This is a genomic window from Microcoleus sp. B5-D4 (assembly GCF_036705145.1).
Classification (GTDB): Bacteria; Cyanobacteriota; Cyanobacteriia; order Cyanobacteriales; family Microcoleaceae; genus Microcoleus.
The window spans coordinates 41,047-61,606 of the sequence record NZ_JAUBTV010000014.1; the positions used below are offsets into that span (position 1 = coordinate 41,047).

The following is a 20,560-nucleotide window of genomic DNA, read 5'->3' on the forward strand; positions in this document are numbered from 1 at the left end:
AAAAGACCTATGGTTGCATTAATCCCACTTGCTATGTTCGGCTTTATTCCAGTCGTTTTTTACCTGTTTGTGAGGTTTCCGGCTCAGCGGGCAGTAATTATAAGTTTTGTGGTAGCATGGCTGTTTTTGCCGCAAGCTTCTTATCCCATCCCCTCATTGCCACCGTATACCAAAATCTCTGCAGCTTGCTACGGCATTTTGCTGGGGACTCTTATCTACGATACTGCGCGCCTCACATCTTTTAAGCCCGGTTGGCTGGATGTGCCAATGGTAATTTGGTGTTTGTGCCCAATCGTTTCACAACTTAGTAATGGTGGCAGCCCGATTTCTCCGACTTTCAACCAAATCGTTACTTGGGGTTTGCCTTATTTTTTAGGACGCTTGTATGTGGGTAGTTTAGACGGGCTGCGACAATTGGCGATCGGCATTTTTGCAGGTGGGTTAGCCTACATTCCTTTTACTTTAATTGAAGGGGTTAGGGGCCCAATTTTGCACCAAATGATTTACGGCGTCAATGCCTTTGAGGACTGGGGTCAAGCAAGGCGTTTGGGGGGGTGGAGACCAGTAGTGTTTATGCAGCACGGTTTGATGGTGGGCCTGTGGATGATGACAGCCGCCTTAATGGCTGTTTGGCTGTGGCAAACTGGGACGCTTAAAAAGTTTATGGGCCGTAACATCAAGACTTTAGCAATTATATTAACTATCGCTTTTTTCCTGTGCCGTTCTACTGGCGCCTACAGTTTATTTGCAATCGCGTTACTCTTATTATTCTCGGCAAAGTGGTTTCGCACCTCTTTGCCCCTGCTATTCATAATTGGATATATAGTGTTTTATCTGTACATAGCTGCATCGGGTCAATTTTCGAGCACAGACGTGATTCATTTCATCACTCAAGTATTTGGCGAAGAACGAGCCGGCTCTTTGAAGTTTAGATTTGACATGGAAGAGATATTGGGGGAAAAAGCGCGGCAAAGATTTCTTTTTGGCTGGGGAGATTCCGGCGGAAACCGCGTGTACGACGGGTACGGTAATGATATCTCGGTCACCGACAGCTTATGGATTATTGCATTTGGCGTCAACGGTGCAGTCGGTTTAGTTAGTTTATTTTCTTCATTGTTACTTCCTGTTATCGTCTTTTGCGTGAAGTATCCCGCCAGAACCTGGTCTAATCCCAAAGTAGCGCCCGCGGCAGCCCTGGGAGTAGCCTTAACTATGTACGTGTTTGACTGTGTTTTGAACGCTATGACTAACCCGATTTTTGCGCTGATTGCTGGAGGAATATCGGGTCTGGTCTTAAAAGCTCCAGAAAGTCTTAAGGCCAAGAAAACCAGTTCGCCACCAAGAAGACAGTCGCTGGTTCACCAAAAATTAGGATGATTTTCAGGAATGCGATCGCGGCTTCACTCAAAGCTTGAAAATATCTTGCATTCGCTGAATACAAAAACTAAAAAATCTACCCTTTTTGTATGCAATCAAGTTCAGAAGTTGCGAGATATTTCTCAGTCGGCTAAAATTTTAATCTCATAAACTCTTTTTTACCTTCATTTGCCGTGCTTCAACAAGTATTAGCACGGGATGGCTTTTTTATTGAAACTGTGTTGCCAGTTGTAAACTTAAAAAGGGGCTTTATACACTTTTTCTCAAACGATCTGATTCTTTACATAATCTTTAAAAATCCTGACTAGACAGGCATGGTCTAGGAGGATATACTGAGAAAAGTATGTTCACTGAAGCGCCCAAGTAGCTAAAACACGAAACTGTATTGTGGGTTATAATAGTTTGAGTTGTAGTTTAATATAAGGCGGGAAGGGAATAATAAATGAAAACAGTTAATTTATTGAATGTCTCCATCGATAACTTGTCAATAACAGAGTTGTTTGAAAAACTCGACTGCGAAGGTGGTGTAGTATTTACGCCAAATGTAGACCACTTGATTAAGTTGCAGTATGACCGCGACTTCTATGAAGCTTACAATACATCTACTTATAGAGTCTGCGACAGTCAAATATTGATGTATGCCTCCAAGTTTTTGGGTACTCCTCTCAAAGAAAAGATTTCTGGTTCGGATTTGTTTCCTGCATTTTATATGTATCACAAGGATAACGAGAAGATTAAAATATTTTTGCTAGGAGCTGCTGAAGGTATTGCTAAGAAAGCCCAGGAAAAAATTAACCAAAAAATTGGTAGAGAAATAGTGGTTGAAGCACATTCTCCTTCTTTTGGCTTTGAAAACAATGAAGAAGAATGTGAAAAAATAATTGACCATATAAATAAATCAGGAGCGACAGTTCTGGCTATAGGAGTGGGAGCGCCCAAGCAAGAGAAATGGCTGGTTAAATATAGGAGCAAATTAACACACGTCAAAATTTTCTTAGCCGTAGGTGCAACCATTGATTTTGAAGCTGGTTGCAAAGCTAGAGCTCCCAAATGGATGAGCGAAGTCGGCATAGAATGGGCGTACCGACTGTTAAGTGAACCGAGAAGGTTGTGGAAAAGATATTTGATTGAAGGTCTGCCTTTTTTCCGATTAATCTTAGAACAAAAATTAGGGTTTTATAAAATGCCTTTCATCGAGAGCAAAACCAGCCAGCTAGAATGGAAAGGTGGCTCCTAAAAAGGTGAGCCACAAATCTCTAGCATAAATTAAGCTGAGTATCCGAGAAAGTTCGTTTGACTTCAAGGTAAGACGGATGCAATCTGTGGATAGTCCGATCGCACTTTCTCTCAAAATAATTCATTTTTGCTTTCAAGTCCAGGTAAAATCGGAAAGAAACCTTTTGTGGAAAATCCTAATTAGGGATGCAACCGATGAATCTGCCTTCTTTCTTGTGGTTGTGGAAAATAGCGGCTTGGTCAATGGGTGTTTCCCTGTTGGCTTACCTGTTGCTGGCCGTTACTGGAACGTGGATGTTTGCCGCTAGGAGTACCAAAAAACAGCGCCCAAAATGGCTGCGTCCCTTTCATTTAGCCACTGGTGCGGGGATGGCGACTTTGGTAATTTTACTGCTGGGAATTGGTGTAGTCGGTACCCTAGGATACTACGGCAATTTGGGTCACTCGGCTCATTTACCGGCGGGGTTAGCTGTTGTGGCTTTGGTGTTGGTTTCTGTTGGAAGCGGGCTGCAAATTGGCCCTAAACATCCTTGGGCGCGTCCCCTCCACATCGGCACTAATTTGGCCTTGTTTGGGGGATTTGTGACTGTGTTGCTCACAGGATGGACGATCGTACAAAAGTATTTGCCGAAAGTTTGAAACCTGTCTATTTGACCTCAAACTATATCAAATGTGCAAGTGAAAACATATATTTAAGGTGCGCCGCAGCGCACCCTAAGTTTATTTTTTTTGCGTGAGTCCGCTTTTGGTGATGAATTCTAAAATATGCTGCGCGGTAATCTGTGGCTTTTCTAAGTGGGGAACGTGCCCGCAGTCGGGTATCCAAATTAGTTGAGAATTTGCGATCGCCCTTGCAAACTTTTCCGCATCTGCCGTCCCCAAAATCCGATCTTGTTTTCCCCACAAAATCAGCGTCTGCTGCTGAATTTGCGATAATTTTTCCCCAAAACCACCGTAACCGCCGCTTTTGGTAAACGCAATTAAAGCTTGATTCCAGTTGGGCATTTCCAAGTGCAAAGCAGCACAAGTTTGAGCGTCAACAGAAGCAAAATTTTTATCGAAATAAGCATTGACGCTAATTCGCTGGCGAATTTTGGGATTGCGTAAAAATGAAGTTGCCAAATATCCTAAAGGAGGAATTAAAAACTTTCCCTTATTAGAACTGATGGCAAAACCTGCGCTATCTATTAACACTAATTGTTTTACAGCTTCGGGATAATTGAGAGTGAAATCAATTGCTGCTGCACCTCCCATTGAAGCACCGACTAAGATTACAGGCTGCGAAATTAGCGTTTTCCAAAAATAGTAAAGATGACTTTCAATTGCCCTCGCGCTGAATGCCAAACCAGCCGATCTTTCTGTAAAGCCAAAACCCAATAAATCAACCGCCCAAGTTTCATTTTCGGCAGCTAGCAGCGGCAACAGGCGGCGGAATTCAAACAAGGAACTGTCGAAGCCGTGAATTAGCAAAATTGGTGTGTTGCCACTGCCTTGGCGCACATAGGTTGTGGCAATTGGCCCAGAAGATAGGGGAGTTGTAATTGCTGCTTGTTGAATGCTTTGGGCTAAGGCAATTGAGGTAGATTCTGTGAGTTGTGCGATCGATTTTGGCAGAAAACTTGCTGGCATAATTCTTGATAAATTGTGAATCGGTAGGGGCGATGCCACTCTGTCCGCCCTAACATTTAAGTATATATGCTTGCTCGATCGCTATTTGAGGAGTTGGGGCGAGTCATTAAAATTCGATCGATACTCAGTATCCCTCAGCCCAGGCTGAGGTTTGTCGTGCGATCGCCAATATAGCAATTCTCAATTGCCCGCAATATAGTAAGGATACGGCACCGTGCCTACGGAATATGTGTATTGCACTCAACAGGATAAGGTGTACCGCTGCGTGCGTACCCTAAAAAATGCAATAGAGGCGGGTTTGAGCCGGATTTGTCGATCGCAAAAACCAGTCTAAAACCCGCCCCTAATGACAAGAGTCACCAATTAACCGACTAATTCTTCGCCCCTACGCCCACATACATAATCGACGTATCCTCATTAATTTTGATTTTAAACAAGCCCGACTTTTTGTAATCAAAATAGTTAGCGATATTAGAGATTAGCACTTGAGAAACTTGTTGGAAACTCTCCCCCGAAGGAAATAGCTGCTTTCCACTTGTAAGATTCCCCCAAAAACCGTGCATCAGGGCTAAAATAGCGCCCATTTCTCCAAACATATCAAAACCTTTAATTTCAATCTTGCCGAAACCCGTATCGCGCATTACCACAGACAGTTCATCCGGGGTAACAAATTTTTCCCAATCGTGAACACCGCGCCTAATTTCCTGCAATATATTTTCCATCAGCCCAATCATCACAACTTGCGACGAAAAAGTTCGATTAATTGTATCAAAAAAAAACAATCCTCCAGGCTTCAGAATTCTGTGAACCTCAGACACAACTTTTTTGTAATCGGCCACGTGTTCCAAAACATCCACGCAGATTACAACATCAAAGGTATTGTCTTCGTAGGGCATATTTTCGGCAAAACCTTGCTTGTAGTCAATCTCATAACCGCTAGTAACTGCGTGATTTTGAGCCGCTACAATACATTTTTGCGATCGATCTATTCCAGAAACAATAGCACCTCTCTCGGCCATAAACTCGCAGGAAAAACCGCCGCCGCACCCGACATCTAAGGTTTTGAGCCCTTGCCAATTAGTCGCGTGTCTGTCGAAAAACTCAAATCTGGGTTTATTTAGATGGTATAAGGCATAAATTTTAGCATTTTCGTCCCACCAATTATCGGCATTTTCCTCGTAAAATTCTAAGTCATTTTTTACTTCTGTTTTCTGCACGGTTTCTCAGTCCTGATTAGTGGAAAATATAGATGGCGATTGCACTTTTGCGTGATTTTATAGGACTGACGCCAAAAAAACCAATTTCTGTAGAAAATCGGATGTTTCGTGACGAGTTCACAGGCAGACACCGGGTTTTTGAATCTGTGCGCGTAAGTTCTATGTTCTCGTTAGTTGTGAATCGCCACAGTTTTTTATTATAATATCTCTGGCATAAATTTCAACCCGATGGATCGCGTTTCTATTATCATCCCAGCCCTCAACGAAGCGACTTGTCTGAAACGCACCCTCCGCCAACTCAGCATCCTTAATCCTCCCGCTTGGGAAGTGTTGGTGGTAGACGGCGGCAGTCAAGACGACACAGCCGCGATCGCACTTTCCGCCGGCATCCGCGTTATTTCTAGCAGTATAGCCGGACGTTCCCTGCAAATGAACTTAGGTGCTCAAGTCGCCACCGGTGAAATTCTGTGCTTTCTCCACGCTGATACTTTAGTTCCCGACGACATTGTAGCAGTCATCCAGAAAACATTGTCCGATGCCGAAATTGCCGGCGGCGGGTTTATCTCCCTGATGGCTGGTTCGCAGCAAACAAGATGGGGTTTTTCTCTCCACAATTACCTGAAAACTTATTACGCGCCGCTGTTATTTCGACCTCATTTATTTTTCCAAGGATTGCGCCTGCTGTTTGGCGACCAAGTTATTTTTTGTCGCCGTACCGATTTTTGGGAATGCGAGGGTTTCGATGCTGCGCTGCCAATTATGGAGGAAGCGGATTTGTGTTTGAAGTTAGTGCGACGGGGGAGACTTAAGTTAGTCAATCGGGTAGTGGAAAGTAGCGATCGACGAGTGGCGAATTGGGGCGAATTTAAAGCAATTGCGATCTATCTTGCGATTGGTTTTTTGTGGGGTTTTGGCGTTTCCCCAAGGTATCTCCAGCAGTTTTATGAAGACATCCGCTGAAACCGAAAATTTGATTAAATTCCCAAAATGTACTGCCTGTAATTTTTGGGCAAAACTTTTTCCAACAGGTAAATAATCGCCAAACAACCTAACAAAGTCCCCGTAACTAAAAAGCCGAGCTTCAGCAGGGGATTTACCGGGTCAATAAACTTATAAAACACTAACAACACATATATCACTACTGTCGAATCCAGGAGATATATAGGGAATGAGTAAGCAGCCAATATTTTGACTAACCCAGATACTCTACTGGGAAGTGCGATACTCTTAGAAAATGCGAGGATAGATAATACGAACAAAATTGCGTATCCTTGAGCAGATAGTTTAAAAAACGAGCGGAGAAACCATCCCTCCGAATTAACTCCACTTATCAGGTAATATTCCCAAATGCTCGCTAGATAAAAAAGGATTGTTGCCCCTAAAATTGGCATTTTTTTACGTTCGAGAACGGGTTGAATTCTGTCATACGAGCTGCCCAAAAATAGACCTGTTGAAAATGGCAAAATCCAACTGAAAATCCAGCGCTCCATCAAAGGTAGAGGTATTGATATATATTTGAAAGCGGTTAAGTAGAAGAAGATTGTAAAAATTGCTTGAATTGTTAAGCCCAAAGCCAAAACTTTTCTGGGTTCTAAAACTCTGAATTTCACTAGCAGCCACCACCAGCCGTAGCATTGAACAATCACAACGATGAAGTAATAGGGAGGCATTACTGAACCCGTCAAGATATCTCTGAGTAGTGAAAGTAAATCAAATTTTTGGATTTCTCCCAAATTATTTAAGACGTACACAGCTACTGACCAAAACAGATAAGGGGGTATAATTTTGGACAGTCTTTTTTTGACTACCAGTGCGGGATTATTTTGGTTTTCCAGTTTGTTGGTGAGAAAAAAACCGCTCAACAATAAAAATGCTGGTACGCAAAATAGTTGAAATGTATCGATCGCCACAAATAAAATTCTGCGATCGCGAAATGTAAAGAACCCCGCATGAGTAATCACCACACTAACGATAGCTAAAGCTCGGATCAAATCAAATTCAGCGAACCGATTAGAAACTTTTTGCATGGTTCAAATTAGATTGCCACAATTTGAGTCAAATTAGGAATGTTTTTTCTGATACAAAATCCGGGTTGGCTATCCCTTTTATCATTCGGCGGTTGAAATCGCTCAATAGTCAAGGGAACTGCCCTCCCACGCACAAGCGAGATAAAGGGGGTAATTAAGCCGGATTTGGTATGAATAGTAGGATATCATAAAATTTTATACTTGCTTTGATATTCACAAAACTTATGTCGGCAAAAACAAGTCACCGAGTGCTGGGATTGAGGAATAAAAACTATAAAAACTATTGCGAAAAAAAATCTACCTAAATTAGGTAGACTTTTAGAAATGTTCAAGCAATGAGTTCACTGTTGGCTAACCGTTGTTGTGATGGATGTGCGACGCAGAAACACTATCCAACTGCTCGCGCCCGTTGCGGATCACGCGCAGCATATCGCTCAACTTGTGCTCGATATTATCGAGCACTTGGTCGGCATAATCATCGGCTCCGTTTTGAATTTCCTCGCATTCAGCCATCGCCCTGACTCTCATCTCTTCCAATTCCTCTTGAGCCTGGTAGCGAATTTGTTCGACTTCCGCCAGCGTCGCCTGCTGAATTGCCTCGCAGTCGAGCAAAACTTGCTGCCGCAACTGATCTGCCTCTATCTTCGCCTGCTGAAGCAGGCCCATATCGTTTAAAATTTCTGCAGCTCGCTGTTCTGCTGCTTCTATCACTTCCTGAGCATAAAGTTCTGCCTCTTGAAGCAAGTCGTCCTTGTGCCGGATGATCGTCTCGGCTTCCTGAAAGGCGATCGGCAAATTTAGCCTCACCAAGTCTAACTGATCGAGCAACTGTTCTTCATCCACCAGAGTGCGTCTGGTCATGGGAATTCGCGGACTGTCGAGAACAATTTCCTCAAGCCTGTTCAATTCCCGCTGGATGTCTACTCCTGCGGTTCGGGTGGGGTCTCCGAAGGTGGCTGTGTTCTGAGGTGATTCGTTCTCAGTGCCGCGTCCGGTAGTGTCGGGTTCGATGCGAGTTGGTTCCTGCTGGCGTAACATTTGTAAATATCTAGGGCGACGTGTTTCGGAACAAGATGATCTACGGAGCCACCAAACTTGGCTATTTCTTTAACTACACTACTACTTAAAAAGCTGTACTCGTTAGAAGTTGCCAAAAAAACTGTTTCAATTTCACCCAGAAGGGTTTTATTGGTGTGGGCCATCTGGAGTTCCATTTCAAAATCTGTTAATACCCGGAGCCCCCGCAGCAGCACTTTGGCTTGTCGAATCTTAGCATAGTTTACTGTCAAACCCTCAAAACTGTCTACTTCTACATTTGGCAAGTGTTGGGTAGAGCGCAGGATCTGCTCGATCCGTTGCTCTACGGTGAACAGAGGGGTTTTGCTGGGGTTTCTGACTACGGTAACAATTACCCGATCGAACAGTTTAGATCCCCGCTCGATAATGTCTGCGTGACCGAAGGTAATGGGGTCAAAGCTGCCTGGATAGATTGCAATCACGAGTTTGGCTCAACGGAGTGGGGGGGAGTGGAGGAGTGGAGGAGTAGGGGAATGGGAGAGTAGGATAGTGGGGCAGTGGGAGAGTGGCAGAGTGGCAAAGCCGGAGATGTGGAAAATCTTCCTTCTTCCTTCTTCCTTCTTCCTTCTTCTGACGGACATCCGTTACATCCGTTACATCCGTTACATCCGTTACAGAATCCGTTGCCGAACTTCCTTCTTCCTTCTTCCTTCTACTTTTTCATCGAATGAGCTTTGTAGAAAGTTTCGAGGCTTTGCTTGTCGCCCACAAACCGCCAGTGCCAAGGCTCGTAACTGACGCCTTGGCGATTGTTTTTGGGGAAGGACATTTCAAAGCTGAAGGCGACGGCGTTGGCTTCTAACCACTTGAATGCTTCGGTATTTTCAAAACTGGGACTGAGGTTGTGTTCCGGGGCGCTGCCGTCGCCGATGTCGATCGCATAACCGGTGTGGTGTTCGCTGTAACCTGGTGGGGCGCTGACTTCGGCTCGCTTGCTGGCGTTTTGCCTGCGTTCGGCTTTCACGTCAAAAAATACGTGCTGTTGGTCTTGCAGGGAGCGAAAGCCGGATATGGGAGCGAAATAGATGCCTGATGCCGCTGCGGCGTTGACCATTTCCTGATATTTTGCTGCTGCTGAGGTGCGGAGTTTGACGCTACCGTCGGAGGTGACGCTTACCAAGTCTTTTGCTGGTGCTTCTGGGTACGGCAAGTGTCCCAGCAGGTTTTCTGGGATGCCGGGGGCGGTGGCTTTGGGGGTGGTAGCTGGACTTGGGACAGACGGAGACGCGGAACTGGTGGGCGCTGAGTCTTGTTGAGTTTGCTCTGCCTGACTGGTGGCTGGGAACAAGTTAAAGTTGAGGTGCAGCCAGATGCTGACCCCAAAGGCTAATGCGGCCAACCCTAGCAGTTTCCAAATCAGCCCTTTTTTCTTAGACTGACTCTGCCCTGCTTCTGGGTATGGGTGATCTCGCACTGCTTCTGGAATTTCGTCGGCGACAAGCTCCGAGGCTTGCGCGGGTTTTCTTGACAGACTAGCGTTATCCAAGCCAGCTCCACTCCTGCACTTCAATAAGGCTCAACGTTACAAATTGTAGACCGATATGGGCGATCGGACAGCTACAATTGCCGCTGAGAGTATATCATCTCTTTCTGACCTCGCCCCGTCCCATCCGCCAACTCTCGCATTTGTTACTTGGGCCCACAGTCGATCGTCCCTGCGAGGTCGAACTGGTTGGCGCTGGTAGCGCTGGTTTATTTTAAGTGTAATTTGTTACTGTTGTTCGACAAAATCCAACAATTCTTCGATCGACACATCAAACGTCCGCGCCAATTTTAGCAGAGCACCGATGTCAGCCATTGCCATACCGGGCGATCGGGCATAACTTTTAACAGTATTGTAGGATACTCCAGAGCGATCGGCTACTTCCTTTAGCGTCCAGCCTTCCCTAGCAGCAAACTCTCTGATCCGCAATTTAACCAATTCGCCTCTTGACATTAGGGTGAAATTTCACCTATACTATATATGAGATTGAAAGCGCCGACCACCGCAACCGCAGGACGGGGCCTAATCTTCCACAACATCAAACAAATCTTCAATCAACAGGTCAAAAGTTCGAGCTAATTTTTGCAAATGAGTAACGTCAACCGTTGCTAACCCGGGCGAACGAGCATAATTCTTAAGCGTGCTGTAGTGAACTCCCGATCGCTCAGAAACCTCTGTCAAAGTCCAACCCTTCTCGGCAGCCAGCTCTCGAATCCGCAACTTAATCAATCCCATTCTTGACTACAGGCCAGTATTGGCCTTAAAATATTTACATCATAAATAGCGATCGCCCCCCGGCCTCGAAAACTGAAGAGCGAACAGCTATTTATTCAAATGACCGACAATTTGGCATTCACCAACAAAAAGTAGGATTCACCAACAAAAAGTAGGATTCACCCAAAATCAAGTCGGATTCACCCCAAACAAGTCGCAGTCACCCCAAACAAGTCGGAGTCACCGAGTCACCAACCATGATACCAAAACAAAACTCAGAAGCCAAGCAAATAAATCCACTCTCTCGCTTTGTAACCAAAGAAGCAGTTGCCAAAGTCTTGAAAGTCAAGCCAGAACTGATTCGGGACATTCGCTGCTGGGCTTACGTCATCCACGTTGTGGGAGTTGGGATTAGTCGGTTTGTCAGCTACGGAGATATGCCGCCAATTTTAGGAGTCGAACCGCCGACGCTGCAAGATTGCAGTCGGTGGCGGAAACGCTGGAGAAGCAGCCAACATCAAGCACCGATATTTTGGGTAGATTTTTATGAGGGGAAATTTCGGCAGTCTCGCGGTGTGGAAGAACTCTTCAACTGGGGTAAGTTGGTAGGTAAGATTAAGCACGGGTTGTCAGAATTGCAGGTGCAGTTACTGCGGAACATTTATTGTCTGATGAAAGAGTGTATTCAGGCTTTTTGAGTAGAGTTTGTTTAGCAAACCCCTTAACTAATTTTATTCGTGAGTAGATCCATCGGGCATAATTGCACCAGTGAGTTTAGCATTTGTAAAGTTGGCTCCCCCTATTTTTGCACCAGTTAAGTTAGCGCCAGATAAGTGTGCATAACTTAAATTTGCTGCGCGGAGGTCGGCTGAAATTAGGTCAGCACCACTCAGTTTTGCACTGTTTAAGTCAGCTTGTCGCAAATCAGCTTCGGTTAAGTCTGCTGTAGTTAAATCGGCACTGTGTAATCTTGCATCGTTTAAGTTAACTTGTCTTAAATTAGCTCTGCTCAAATTTGTGCTATCCAGTGTTGATCCCTGAAGTTTTGCCCCACTTAAATTAACATCTCTCAAATCGGAATTATTCAATTGTGCCGAAATCAAATTAGCACCTTGTAAATTGGCTCCCATCAAGTTAACACTGCTCAAGTCCCTACCAGTTAGCTCGGCATTTTGCAGCGATACATAAGGAGCAATTAAGTAAGCGCCCGCTTTCACGGGATCGAAATCAGTAGGAAATAAAGTTGCTTGATTGCAAATCGCTCCTTGAAGTTGAACTCCTTTGAGATTTGCTCGATCGAGGTTGGCTTCTAAAAGGTTAGAATTACTCAGATTTGCATTTGTCAAATCAGCATTTTTCATGTCTACTTTCCTCAAGTTTAGCCCGCTTAAGTTAGTTTGAGCAAGGTTGGTCGTTGTGAATTTTGTTTGTTGATTGAGTTTAGCACCGCTGAGGTTTGCACCGTTCAAATCGGCTTCACTAAAATTTGCATATTCTAGCTTTGATCCTCTTAAGCTTGCTTTGCTTAATTTGGCTTTTTCTAGTTTAGCTGATTGTAAATTAGCCTGAGCGAGGTTGGCATAGATTAAATTTGCCTGATTCAGATTGGCACTGGATAAACTAGCCTGAGCAAGGTTGGCATAGATTAAATTTGTCTGATTCAGATTGGCACTGGATAAATTAGCCTGAGAAAGGTTGGCGTTGACTAAGTTGGCATGATTCATATTGGCACTGGATAAATTAGCCTGAGCAAGATTGGCATCGCCTAATTTTGCTTCGCTAAAATTGGTGCTACAGAAATAACCATCCCTCATATCTGCTCCCGTCAAAATTGCGCCGCTGAGGTTGAGGCTCTGCCAATTAACACCCCTTAAGTTAGCTTTTTTCAAATTAGCTTTACTCAGGTTGACATCAGAAGCTAGGTTTTTACCGGTTAGATTAGCATCGGCTAAATTAATCCCAGTAAAATCTCTTTCTCCCTGAGTGTAACGCTCCCAAAAATCCTCAACACTAACAACGGGTTCCAGACATTCCTCAGACTCATCCTCCACATCCTCACAGCTATCCTCTAAAGCCATATCTTCAGCATCCGGCGCCAATCCTTCCAAATAATCCGATCTATCCAAGTAATCCGAACTCGCTACAAACCGCCTTTCTATCTCCTCCTCATTTAATACTTCGCTGCTTTCAAATCGCTCAATTAATTGCTTGACTATTTGGCAGTCATTCGTGCGGATTCCCACTTCTTTCTCTGCACTTTGGTCGCTGTTAGTCAGAAAATTATGACTCCCCAACATGGCAAAACTAGAATCACACACTAAAAAGTTTTCGTGAGTTCCCAATAAATAGAGACAAAATTTATCGGGATATTCGCTGGCTAATTCTTGCAAATCAGCCAAAGCATTGTAGCGCCATCCCTTGCCGATTTTTTGCCTGTCTCCCAGATAACCCCACCCAATATTTATCAAACATCCTCGGTTCAAGCAATCCCTAAATTTTTGCAGCAATTCATCATTAATGCTGTTACAATTGAGCCAAGGGCAAACAATAATCAGCCGCTCTTGAGCTAGTGATAGCGCTTCCATCAACACAGCACGACTGTTGGGACGATCGCATACTAACTGATACTTAAAGTCTGACTTTTGCTTTTCTGTCTCGGTGTCAAGCTCGATCGGTCGATCGGCAATGACAGACATATCGCCATTTCCCAAATCACACGGCTGTTGCAGGGACGCAATTTCAGCAGTCAAACTTTCTAGCATTTGCGGTTCAGGGCGATCGTTAAATCGCTGTTCCTGTGCCTCTAACTGCCTCTTAAGTTTGGCTAAATATTTTTTCAGAATAACTTGCTCTTCTTCAATCTGCAATACTCTCGTGGCTATTGATACTAAATCTAGTTCGGTTTCTGACATAGTGCTACCCTAAAATCAAAAAAACTTAAAAAGCCATGTTTGGGAAATGGGCGAGTCATCAAACATTACCAACTTCCGCCAATTCAGCAGTACCAACAGAATCTTCCTCTTCCCCTTTATCCCCTTCATCAACCACAACCGTTAACTTCAATCCCAAAGCCTTCAGCCAATTAGCCAAAGCATAAATTGTGGCGCTTCCATTCTGCGACAACAAAACATCTAATTTTTCCAGATGCAATGAGGCCTCCTCATCAGACATAATTGGTTCGCCCAGAGCCTCAAATACATCTCGAAGCGATTTTCGCATTATTCCCATCTCTAAATCGCCTTCTTCCTCTTCTTCAAAGATCAGTGAGAGGTAAGCAGCAGCATAATTTGGGTCTTTGAAATTGGAAATTTTAAAAGAATGATAACTATCACTCGTCGGCACTTTGGCGTCTTTCATAATCTCTCCAGTATTCCTGAGCTTTAACAATGTCTTGGTCTTGAGTGCTTTTATCTCCACCGCACAGGATAAGCACAATCGTAGCTCCCGCTTGTCCAAAGTAGATTCGGTAGCCCGGGCCATAGTCAATCCTTAATTCCCAGACTCCTGCGCCAACTGAGCGATAGTCTCCTAAGTTGCCACCGCTAACCCGCTGAAGCCTTTTATCAATCCTAATTTTAGCGTTAACATCCCGCAGGGTTGTAAACCATTCTGCAAAGGGAACTGTGCCATTTTGTCTGATATAACGCTGAATATCTCTGGGTTGTACTTCCATAAAGTCGATCGAACTTGCACCCTCATCTTAATACCGGCGATCGCCCCGTATCCAACCTTGTTCACCTGGGCCAACTCAAGATCACCGATCGAAAAAAACTCTGCCGTCAGGCGTGGTGTAACGCTCTATTTCACGCTTGTTGCGCTTCCATAATCTTGATTCTAGCGACGATCGCACTCCAATCTTACAGCCGCGCTCGATCGGCCCTTGACTTCATGCGCTACAATTATTAAGAAATCTTTAGTTAGATCCGTTTAACGTTCCAGACGCATTATGAGTCTTCCCATTCGCAACGTCGCCATCATTGCTCACGTCGATCACGGCAAAACCACCCTTGTGGACGCTCTCCTCAGACAGTCCGGGATCTTCCGCGAAGGGGAAGAAATCCCAGATTGCGTCATGGACTCCAACGACATCGAGCGCGAACGTGGCATTACCATCCTTTCCAAAAACACCGCCGTCAGGTACGGAGAAACCCTGATCAACATCGTCGATACCCCCGGACACGCGGACTTCGGCGGAGAAGTCGAACGAGTTCTCGGCATGGTTGACGGCTGTCTGCTGATCGTAGACGCCAACGAAGGCCCGATGCCCCAAACCCGGTTCGTGCTCAAAAAAGCCCTCGAAAAAGGACTGCGCCCGATCGTCTTTGTCAATAAGATCGATCGCGAGCGAGCCGACCCCCACAAAGCCGTCGATAAAGTTTTGGATCTGTTCCTCGAACTAGGTGCTGACGACGATCAGTGCGAATTTCCCTATCTCTTCGGTTCCGGCTTAAGCGGTTACGCCAAAAAACACCTCGAAGACGAAGGGGTAGATATGAAGCCCCTGTTTGAAGAAATCCTCGACCACGTACCGCCCCCCGTAGGCGACCCCAACAAGCCACTACAACTGCAAGTAACCACCTTAGATTACTCAGAATACGTCGGTCGTATCGTCATCGGCCGCATCCACAACGGCACGATTAGAATCGGTCAACAAGCAGTCTTAATCACAGAAAGCGGCGCGCTTGTCAAATCAAAAATTACCAAATTGATGGGCTTTGAAGGCCTGAAGCGGATTGATATCCCAGAATCTTCTGCTGGTAATCTTGTCGCCGTTGCTGGTTTTGCTGATGCCTATATTGGTGAGACAATTACCTGCCCCAACGACCCGCAAGCGCTGCCTTTAATCAAGGTAGATGAACCGACTTTGCAGATGACTTTCTCTGTGAACGATTCGCCGTTCTGCGGTCAAGAAGGAAGTTTGGTAACATCGCGTCAAATTCGCGATCGGCTAATGCGAGAACTCCAAACCAACGTCGCCTTGCGCGTCGAAGAAACCGAATCTCCCGACAAATTCCTCGTATCCGGCCGTGGCGAACTCCACCTCGGAATCCTGATCGAAAATATGCGTCGCGAAGGATACGAATTTCAAGTATCCCAGCCCCAAGTAATCTTCCGCGAAGTCGGCGGTCGTCCCTGCGAACCCTTTGAATGTTTGGTGTTAGACGTACCCGAAGAAGCAGTCGGCGGCTGCATCGAACGCCTCGGTCAGCGGAAAGCAGAAATGCAAGATATGCACGTCAGCAGCACCGGTCGCACCCAAATCGAATTTTCAGTCCCCGCTCGCGGTTTGATTGGATTCCGAGGCGAGTTCATGCGGTTGACTCGCGGCGCTGGAATTATGAACCACAGCTTCCTCGACTATCGCCCCCTCGGTGGAGAAATTATCGCCCGTCGCAACGGAGTATTGATTTCCTTTGAAGAAGGAGTTGCAACTACTTATTCACTGAAAAATGCTGAAGACCGCGGCGTATTTTTCATTACCCCCGGAACCAAGGTTTACAGAGGGATGATTATCGGAGAAAACAACCGAGATGAAGACATGGAGCTGAATATTTGCAAGTCAAAGCAGTTGACAAACCACCGCGCATCTGGCGGTGAAGAATTGGCACAATTGCAAGCGCCAGTCGATATGAGTTTGGAGCGCGCTTTGGAGTACATCGGTCAGGATGAATTGGTGGAAGTAACGCCACAATCAATTCGCTTGCGGAAGGTTTCTAAGAAGTTGGTCAAACGCTAAAACAAATTAAGGGCTGGCAAAATTGCCAGCCCTTAGTGTTAACTTCAAACTACTGTATTTAAAGGGAATATTAATTTTTATCGAAATCAAAAATAGGTAAAAACGATGTCAACAGTTTATCGTTTAAAAGCCAGTGAACTAGATCGTAACTTTTTAGAACAAATTAAAGCGATTTTTGGAGATAAAGAGATTGAAATAATTGTCTCAGAATGCGATGAAACCGAATATCTTTTAAAATCGGAAATCAATAAAAACAAACTGTTGAAAGCTATTGAAAATGTTAAAGACAGACAAAATTTAGTTGAAGTCGATTTACAGGATTTGTAATGAGTAGAAGAATTATTTTTGAATCTTCGGCTTTTGCAGATTTTAATGAATGGGCAAAATTAGACAAAAAGATTTATCGCAAAATTGTAGAATTGATTAAAGATATAGATCGATCGCCCTTTGAAGGATTGGGCAAACCTGAACCTCTGAAATACGAGTTAAGTGGTTTTTGGTCGAGGCGCATTGATAACGAACATCGTTTGGTTTACCAAGTTACAGATGAAGAAATTGCGATCGCAGCTTGTAAGAATCATTATAGTGAATGAAGCTTTAAGCAATGTAGCGATTGCTCTTTTTATCAATTTACTAAATGCGATCGCTCTCAATCTTCTTGCTGAAGTCCTTCTATTATATCAAGTAACTTTTGGTAATTTTCTTCTTTTCCCTGGACACGATATAAATTTTTAGCATTGTGAAAATCGACATTTGCTTTTTGGGAATCGCCCAGTTCATAGTGGACAATGCCTCGGTTTTGATAAGCTTCAGCAAAGTCTCGTTTAAGCTCAATTGCCTTGGTGAAATCCTCAAGCGCTTTCTCTTTGTTCCCCAAACGAGAGTGAATAACTCCCAAGTAGTAGAAGGTTTTAGGATTATTAGGATTCAGCCGAGCTGCTTGGGTGTAATCATCAAGCGCTTTTGGCAGATCGCCTAATTTCAAGAAGTAGACATCACCTCGATTATTCCAAGCAAGGGCATCATGAGCATTTAGTTCAATTGCTTGGGTAAAATCTTTAAGTGCCCCTTGCAGATCGCCCAGGCGTAAACGAGCAAAACCTCGGTTATTGTAGGCTTGAGCATCGCCAGCATTTAGTTGAGTTGCTCGGGTGTGATCGGCCTGCGCTCCTCGGTAATCATCTGAGTTATAAGAAATAATACCCAGGTTGTTGTGATAAACTGCACGATCAGGATTGAGCAATATCGCCTTTGTGTAATCCTCAATTGCTCCGGCATCGTCTCCTAGTTCATGGCGAACACTAGCCCGGTTATTGTAGGCATCTGCATAATCAGGATTGAGCTTAATTGCTCGATCGAAATTTTCAAGTGCTACCTCAAAATCTTCTTCCTCAGCCTTTTTTATTCCCAGTTTATTGAAATCCTCAGCACAGAGAGGAGAGTTCGAGCGCACCCTCTCCAACAGATCATCAATATCACTCTCCGAAACAGAAGGTGTAATCTCAGGCTTATTTTCAACTGAATTAGATGACCTGGTTTTGTATCCTGCTTGCTCAAGCCAAGCAAGGATACATCTCCAGTTTTTTAGCTTGATGTCTACTTTTCCCTGAGTAAGGTGTTTGACATACAGATACACAGTTGAACTTAGCTCGGCTCTCAATCCTCCCTGTTGTTTGTGAAGCTTTTTAGCGATGTCACTAGGACTACAATCACAAAGCAATCCTCGTAAATGCAGCTTCTCGACTTCTGTAAGTTCCTTTTGCTTATGCGATGCTACTTGTCGCTTGGCATCAGCCAAATCTTTGTACAACTTTTCTAAATCCCAGTCATTAGCAGCTAGGATGAATTGTTCTTCTGGTGAATTAGGTGCCATTTCTAGGGTTTTATTCAGTTCCTAACAAACTATCCTAACAAACTTCCTAACACTTGTTTGGTAGCTGCCAGAGAAAGTTCCTAACACTTGTTTGGTAGCTGCCAGAGAAAGTTCTGCGAAGCTAAAGATGTAGTGATTCACTACTCAAAACTTAGCTGACGGAATTAATCATGTACAACAACAATCAGCACAGCGAAGCCAAATTATCCCAGCAACTACCCCCGCTTTCCCAAAAACAGGAATACGACTTCCAAACTCAAAAGAAAGTAGGAAAGACAGGAGAGGCGATCGTAGACCAGTGGTTGCAGATTCATGGCTATCGCATTGAGGATGTCTCAGATTTGCCACAGTATCAGAAAGCAGGTATTGACCGCGTACTAATTCGCCCAAACGGTTCAACTGCAACTGCTGAGTATAAGACCGATTTAAAAGCCAAGCAAACTGGAAACTTGTTTTTTGAAGCTTTTGACGATCGCAACCGTCCCTGTTGGGGATGGACTTCGCAAGCCGATCTCTGGATATTTTTCATTCCTCAACAGGAGATATTGGTCGTCGAACCGGGTAAATTCAGGTTGTTAGTTTCGCAGCAACAGCCAGAACTCTCGCAGAAAGTAGTACCAAATCGAGGCTACAGTGTAACTGGATTACCTGTTCCATTAGTAAAGGTGCGGAATATTGCTAGTCACGTTTTCAAGTTTCCTGACGTTCTTTTCTAAAAAGAGACTCGCTGTTAATCTGGCGATCGCCTACTCAAGGCGATCGCCATTATTCGAGTAATAATACTTAGCAAACGCTAATTGGGCGATCGTTATGTTTTAATAAAAAATTGAGCAAAATCCAAACAAAGCCAGCCATGAGTCCTAAATCAATAGCCGTAATCAACTTCAAAGGCGGTGTCGGAAAGACCACCGTCACTTGGAGTCTGGGAAATATTATATCCCAAGGAACCGACTTAGAAGTCTTGATGTTAGACTTAGATCCGCAAATGTCGCTCACAGAGGCGATCGGACTTAACGAAAATACAGGTCATTTAGATGACAAATTTGGTAAGTGGTACGAAAAATCTCTCAAGCACAGACTTACAATTTATGACGCTCTAGAAGTCTTTAAAAAAGCCGGACAGAATTTTAAATTTCCCGTTGGTTTCGACACCATTTATCAGATTGACGAACAGTTACATTTTGTTCCTTCAGTTGAAGAATTGTATTGGTTGGATATCGATGGATTTGAGGGAAAAAGTGTTAAAGACTTCATCCGCCGATTCATCGGCAAAATCGCCAACTCTGCTAATCTCCCCAAATACGACTTGATGCTTTTTGACTGTTCGCCTTCCTTCAGTCTCCTCACCTACAGCGTACTCTCTTGCTGCGACTTAATATTAATTCCCGTCAATCCCGATTATTTTGGTTCTAGGGGATTGAGTCTAGTTTTAAACTCGCTCCAGAAACGGATTGAGCCTTATCCGTTTCCCAAGATAGCAGTCTTTATGAATAAAGCTAAAACCTATGGAGGATTGCTGACAAATGAAGTTCAGTTTTACATGAGAGAAGTAAAGAGACTTTGCGATGAGATATCAAAAGATAATAACATAGAAGTTAGATTTTTAGAATCGACGATTCGGGAAAGCGTCGGGCTAAAACGGGCGATTAATGAGGGAGAACTGCCGCGAGAATTAGTTAGAGAATTTGAAAAACTCTGGCGCGAGTGTGAGGAGTATCTGAAATGAGTAAAAAAGAAATTTTGGCGGCTTCCCAACAAGAAAGCGGGGGGTTGGTTGAGGAAATTGGCGAACTTAAGGAAATCTTGCGGGACGTTGCTCGAAAATTAACCCGGCTTGAGACTCAAGTCAAACGGGGAGTGGTTTCTGCTGGCTCAAAAACTTCGGATATTCCCAGGGGTGCTGATGTTAATAAACCTGCTAATTTATCGGCGGCCAATGTTCTAGAAGTTTATGAAGAACTTCGTTTACAAGCTAAGAAGGGTAATGAAGAAGAGGTGAGGCAAAAGTTGTTGGCAATGAGTGCAACTGACTTGAACTTGATGTGTTGCGAGTTAGGGATGCCGCCCAGCAGCAAGAATCCGTCCCGCAAAAAAATGTTCGAGCTAATTATTGGCAGAATTAAACAGAGTTTGAGGCTGTCGAGACATATAGACAGACAAACACTTTGAATGGGGCATTAGGAATGGGGC

At 44.3% G+C, this 20,560-nt stretch carries 24 protein-coding genes; 12 read left to right on the forward strand and 12 right to left on the reverse strand.

Annotation, left to right across the window (positions count from 1 at the left end):
- The first annotated feature begins 9 nt into the window (after positions 1-9).
- From QUB10_RS09500 to QUB10_RS09510, 3 genes are all read left to right on the forward strand, one after another.
- Entirely contained in the window at positions 10-1,377 is a 1,368-nt protein-coding gene (locus QUB10_RS09500; RefSeq protein WP_333201532.1) for an O-antigen ligase domain-containing protein, read from the forward strand.
- A gap of 442 nt (positions 1,378-1,819) precedes the next feature.
- On the forward strand, positions 1,820-2,614 hold the full coding sequence (locus tag QUB10_RS09505; protein ID WP_333201534.1) for a WecB/TagA/CpsF family glycosyltransferase: 795 nt from the start codon (positions 1,820-1,822) through the stop codon (positions 2,612-2,614).
- A 194-nt stretch (positions 2,615-2,808) separates the two neighbouring features.
- On the forward strand, positions 2,809-3,252 hold the full coding sequence (locus QUB10_RS09510) for a DUF4079 domain-containing protein (RefSeq protein WP_333201536.1): 444 nt from the start codon (positions 2,809-2,811) through the stop codon (positions 3,250-3,252).
- A gap of 81 nt (positions 3,253-3,333) precedes the next feature.
- Here the strand turns inward: QUB10_RS09510 and QUB10_RS09515 are convergent, their stop codons facing one another.
- Positions 3,334-4,242: an alpha/beta hydrolase gene (locus QUB10_RS09515; protein WP_333201538.1), complete on the reverse strand. Its 909-nt coding sequence runs from the start codon at positions 4,240-4,242 to the stop codon at positions 3,334-3,336.
- 371 nt (positions 4,243-4,613) lie between these two features.
- Positions 4,614-5,459 (reverse strand): bifunctional 2-polyprenyl-6-hydroxyphenol methylase/3-demethylubiquinol 3-O-methyltransferase UbiG, encoded by an 846-nt coding sequence (gene ubiG / locus QUB10_RS09520; protein ID WP_333201540.1) that lies wholly within the window; start codon positions 5,457-5,459, stop codon positions 4,614-4,616.
- Positions 5,460-5,687: 228 nt separating this feature from the next.
- On the opposite strand from ubiG, the gene QUB10_RS09525 reads away from it, so the two are divergent.
- On the forward strand, positions 5,688-6,419 hold the full coding sequence (locus QUB10_RS09525; RefSeq protein WP_333201542.1) for a TIGR04283 family arsenosugar biosynthesis glycosyltransferase: 732 nt from the start codon (positions 5,688-5,690) through the stop codon (positions 6,417-6,419).
- Positions 6,420-6,433: 14 nt separating this feature from the next.
- Here the strand turns inward: QUB10_RS09525 and QUB10_RS09530 are convergent, their stop codons facing one another.
- From QUB10_RS09530 to QUB10_RS09555, 6 genes are all read right to left on the reverse strand, one after another.
- The gene (locus tag QUB10_RS09530) at positions 6,434-7,486 is read right to left on the reverse strand and encodes an acyltransferase (protein WP_333201544.1); all 1,053 of its coding nucleotides are present in this window, start codon (positions 7,484-7,486) and stop codon (positions 6,434-6,436) included.
- A 351-nt stretch (positions 7,487-7,837) separates the two neighbouring features.
- On the reverse strand, positions 7,838-8,524 hold the full coding sequence (locus QUB10_RS09535; RefSeq protein ID WP_333201546.1) for a DivIVA domain-containing protein: 687 nt from the start codon (positions 8,522-8,524) through the stop codon (positions 7,838-7,840).
- A complete protein-coding gene (gene coaD / locus QUB10_RS09540) occupies positions 8,407-8,985 on the reverse strand; it encodes a pantetheine-phosphate adenylyltransferase (protein ID WP_333201548.1) in 579 nt (192 codons plus the stop codon). The genes QUB10_RS09535 and coaD overlap by 118 nt, the downstream gene beginning before the upstream one ends.
- 230 nt (positions 8,986-9,215) lie before the next feature.
- Positions 9,216-10,049 (reverse strand): M15 family metallopeptidase, encoded by an 834-nt coding sequence (locus QUB10_RS09545; RefSeq protein ID WP_333201550.1) that lies wholly within the window; start codon positions 10,047-10,049, stop codon positions 9,216-9,218.
- 225 nt (positions 10,050-10,274) lie between these two features.
- Positions 10,275-10,499 (reverse strand): helix-turn-helix transcriptional regulator, encoded by a 225-nt coding sequence (locus tag QUB10_RS09550; RefSeq protein WP_333055442.1) that lies wholly within the window; start codon positions 10,497-10,499, stop codon positions 10,275-10,277.
- Positions 10,500-10,568: 69 nt separating this feature from the next.
- Entirely contained in the window at positions 10,569-10,781 is a 213-nt protein-coding gene (locus QUB10_RS09555) for a helix-turn-helix transcriptional regulator (RefSeq protein WP_333055443.1), read from the reverse strand.
- A 236-nt stretch (positions 10,782-11,017) separates the two neighbouring features.
- Here QUB10_RS09555 and QUB10_RS09560 point away from each other — a divergent pair, with 236 nt between their 5' ends.
- Positions 11,018-11,458, forward strand: coding sequence for a hypothetical protein (locus QUB10_RS09560; RefSeq protein WP_333201552.1), 441 nt, complete (start codon positions 11,018-11,020; stop codon positions 11,456-11,458).
- A 33-nt stretch (positions 11,459-11,491) separates the two neighbouring features.
- Here the strand turns inward: QUB10_RS09560 and QUB10_RS09565 are convergent, their stop codons facing one another.
- From QUB10_RS09565 to QUB10_RS09575, 3 genes are read right to left on the reverse strand one after another with little or no spacing between them, the layout of a single operon-like run.
- Entirely contained in the window at positions 11,492-13,672 is a 2,181-nt protein-coding gene (locus tag QUB10_RS09565; protein ID WP_333201554.1) for a pentapeptide repeat-containing protein, read from the reverse strand.
- A gap of 58 nt (positions 13,673-13,730) precedes the next feature.
- Positions 13,731-14,117: a transcriptional regulator gene (locus QUB10_RS09570; RefSeq protein WP_333140888.1), complete on the reverse strand. Its 387-nt coding sequence runs from the start codon at positions 14,115-14,117 to the stop codon at positions 13,731-13,733.
- Positions 14,089-14,433 carry a type II toxin-antitoxin system RelE/ParE family toxin gene (locus QUB10_RS09575; RefSeq protein WP_333140890.1) on the reverse strand — a complete coding sequence of 115 codons (345 nt, stop codon included), beginning with the start codon at positions 14,431-14,433 and terminating at the stop codon, positions 14,089-14,091. Before QUB10_RS09575 ends, QUB10_RS09570 begins: the two co-directional genes overlap by 29 nt.
- 14 nt (positions 14,434-14,447) lie before the next feature.
- On the opposite strand from QUB10_RS09575, the gene QUB10_RS09580 reads away from it, so the two are divergent.
- The 4 genes from QUB10_RS09580 to QUB10_RS09595 all read left to right on the forward strand — a co-directional run bounded on the left by QUB10_RS09580 (position 14,448) and on the right by QUB10_RS09595 (position 17,090).
- Positions 14,448-14,666, forward strand: a complete 219-nt coding sequence (locus QUB10_RS09580; RefSeq protein ID WP_333201556.1) for a hypothetical protein — start codon at positions 14,448-14,450, stop codon at positions 14,664-14,666.
- 40 nt (positions 14,667-14,706) lie between these two features.
- A complete protein-coding gene (gene typA / locus QUB10_RS09585) occupies positions 14,707-16,497 on the forward strand; it encodes a translational GTPase TypA (protein ID WP_333201558.1) in 1,791 nt (596 codons plus the stop codon).
- A 105-nt stretch (positions 16,498-16,602) separates the two neighbouring features.
- Positions 16,603-16,824 carry a hypothetical protein gene (locus tag QUB10_RS09590; protein ID WP_333094472.1) on the forward strand — a complete coding sequence of 74 codons (222 nt, stop codon included), beginning with the start codon at positions 16,603-16,605 and terminating at the stop codon, positions 16,822-16,824.
- Positions 16,824-17,090: a Txe/YoeB family addiction module toxin gene (locus QUB10_RS09595; protein ID WP_333093428.1), complete on the forward strand. Its 267-nt coding sequence runs from the start codon at positions 16,824-16,826 to the stop codon at positions 17,088-17,090. Before QUB10_RS09590 ends, QUB10_RS09595 begins: the two co-directional genes overlap by 1 nt.
- A gap of 56 nt (positions 17,091-17,146) precedes the next feature.
- On the opposite strand, the gene QUB10_RS09600 is transcribed toward QUB10_RS09595, so the two are convergent.
- Complete coding sequence (locus tag QUB10_RS09600) at positions 17,147-18,370, reverse strand: tetratricopeptide repeat protein (protein ID WP_333201561.1); 1,224 nt, start codon at positions 18,368-18,370, stop codon at positions 17,147-17,149.
- Positions 18,371-18,540: 170 nt separating this feature from the next.
- Between QUB10_RS09600 and QUB10_RS09605 the strand changes: the two genes are divergently transcribed.
- The 3 genes from QUB10_RS09605 to QUB10_RS09615 all read left to right on the forward strand — a co-directional run bounded on the left by QUB10_RS09605 (position 18,541) and on the right by QUB10_RS09615 (position 20,539).
- Positions 18,541-19,086, forward strand: coding sequence for a hypothetical protein (locus QUB10_RS09605; RefSeq protein WP_333201563.1), 546 nt, complete (start codon positions 18,541-18,543; stop codon positions 19,084-19,086).
- 137 nt (positions 19,087-19,223) lie between these two features.
- Positions 19,224-20,096 (forward strand): ParA family protein, encoded by an 873-nt coding sequence (locus QUB10_RS09610; RefSeq protein ID WP_333029965.1) that lies wholly within the window; start codon positions 19,224-19,226, stop codon positions 20,094-20,096.
- The gene (locus tag QUB10_RS09615) at positions 20,093-20,539 is read left to right on the forward strand and encodes a hypothetical protein (protein ID WP_333201565.1); all 447 of its coding nucleotides are present in this window, start codon (positions 20,093-20,095) and stop codon (positions 20,537-20,539) included. The genes QUB10_RS09610 and QUB10_RS09615 overlap by 4 nt, the downstream gene beginning before the upstream one ends.
- Positions 20,540-20,560: the final 21 nt, after the last annotated feature.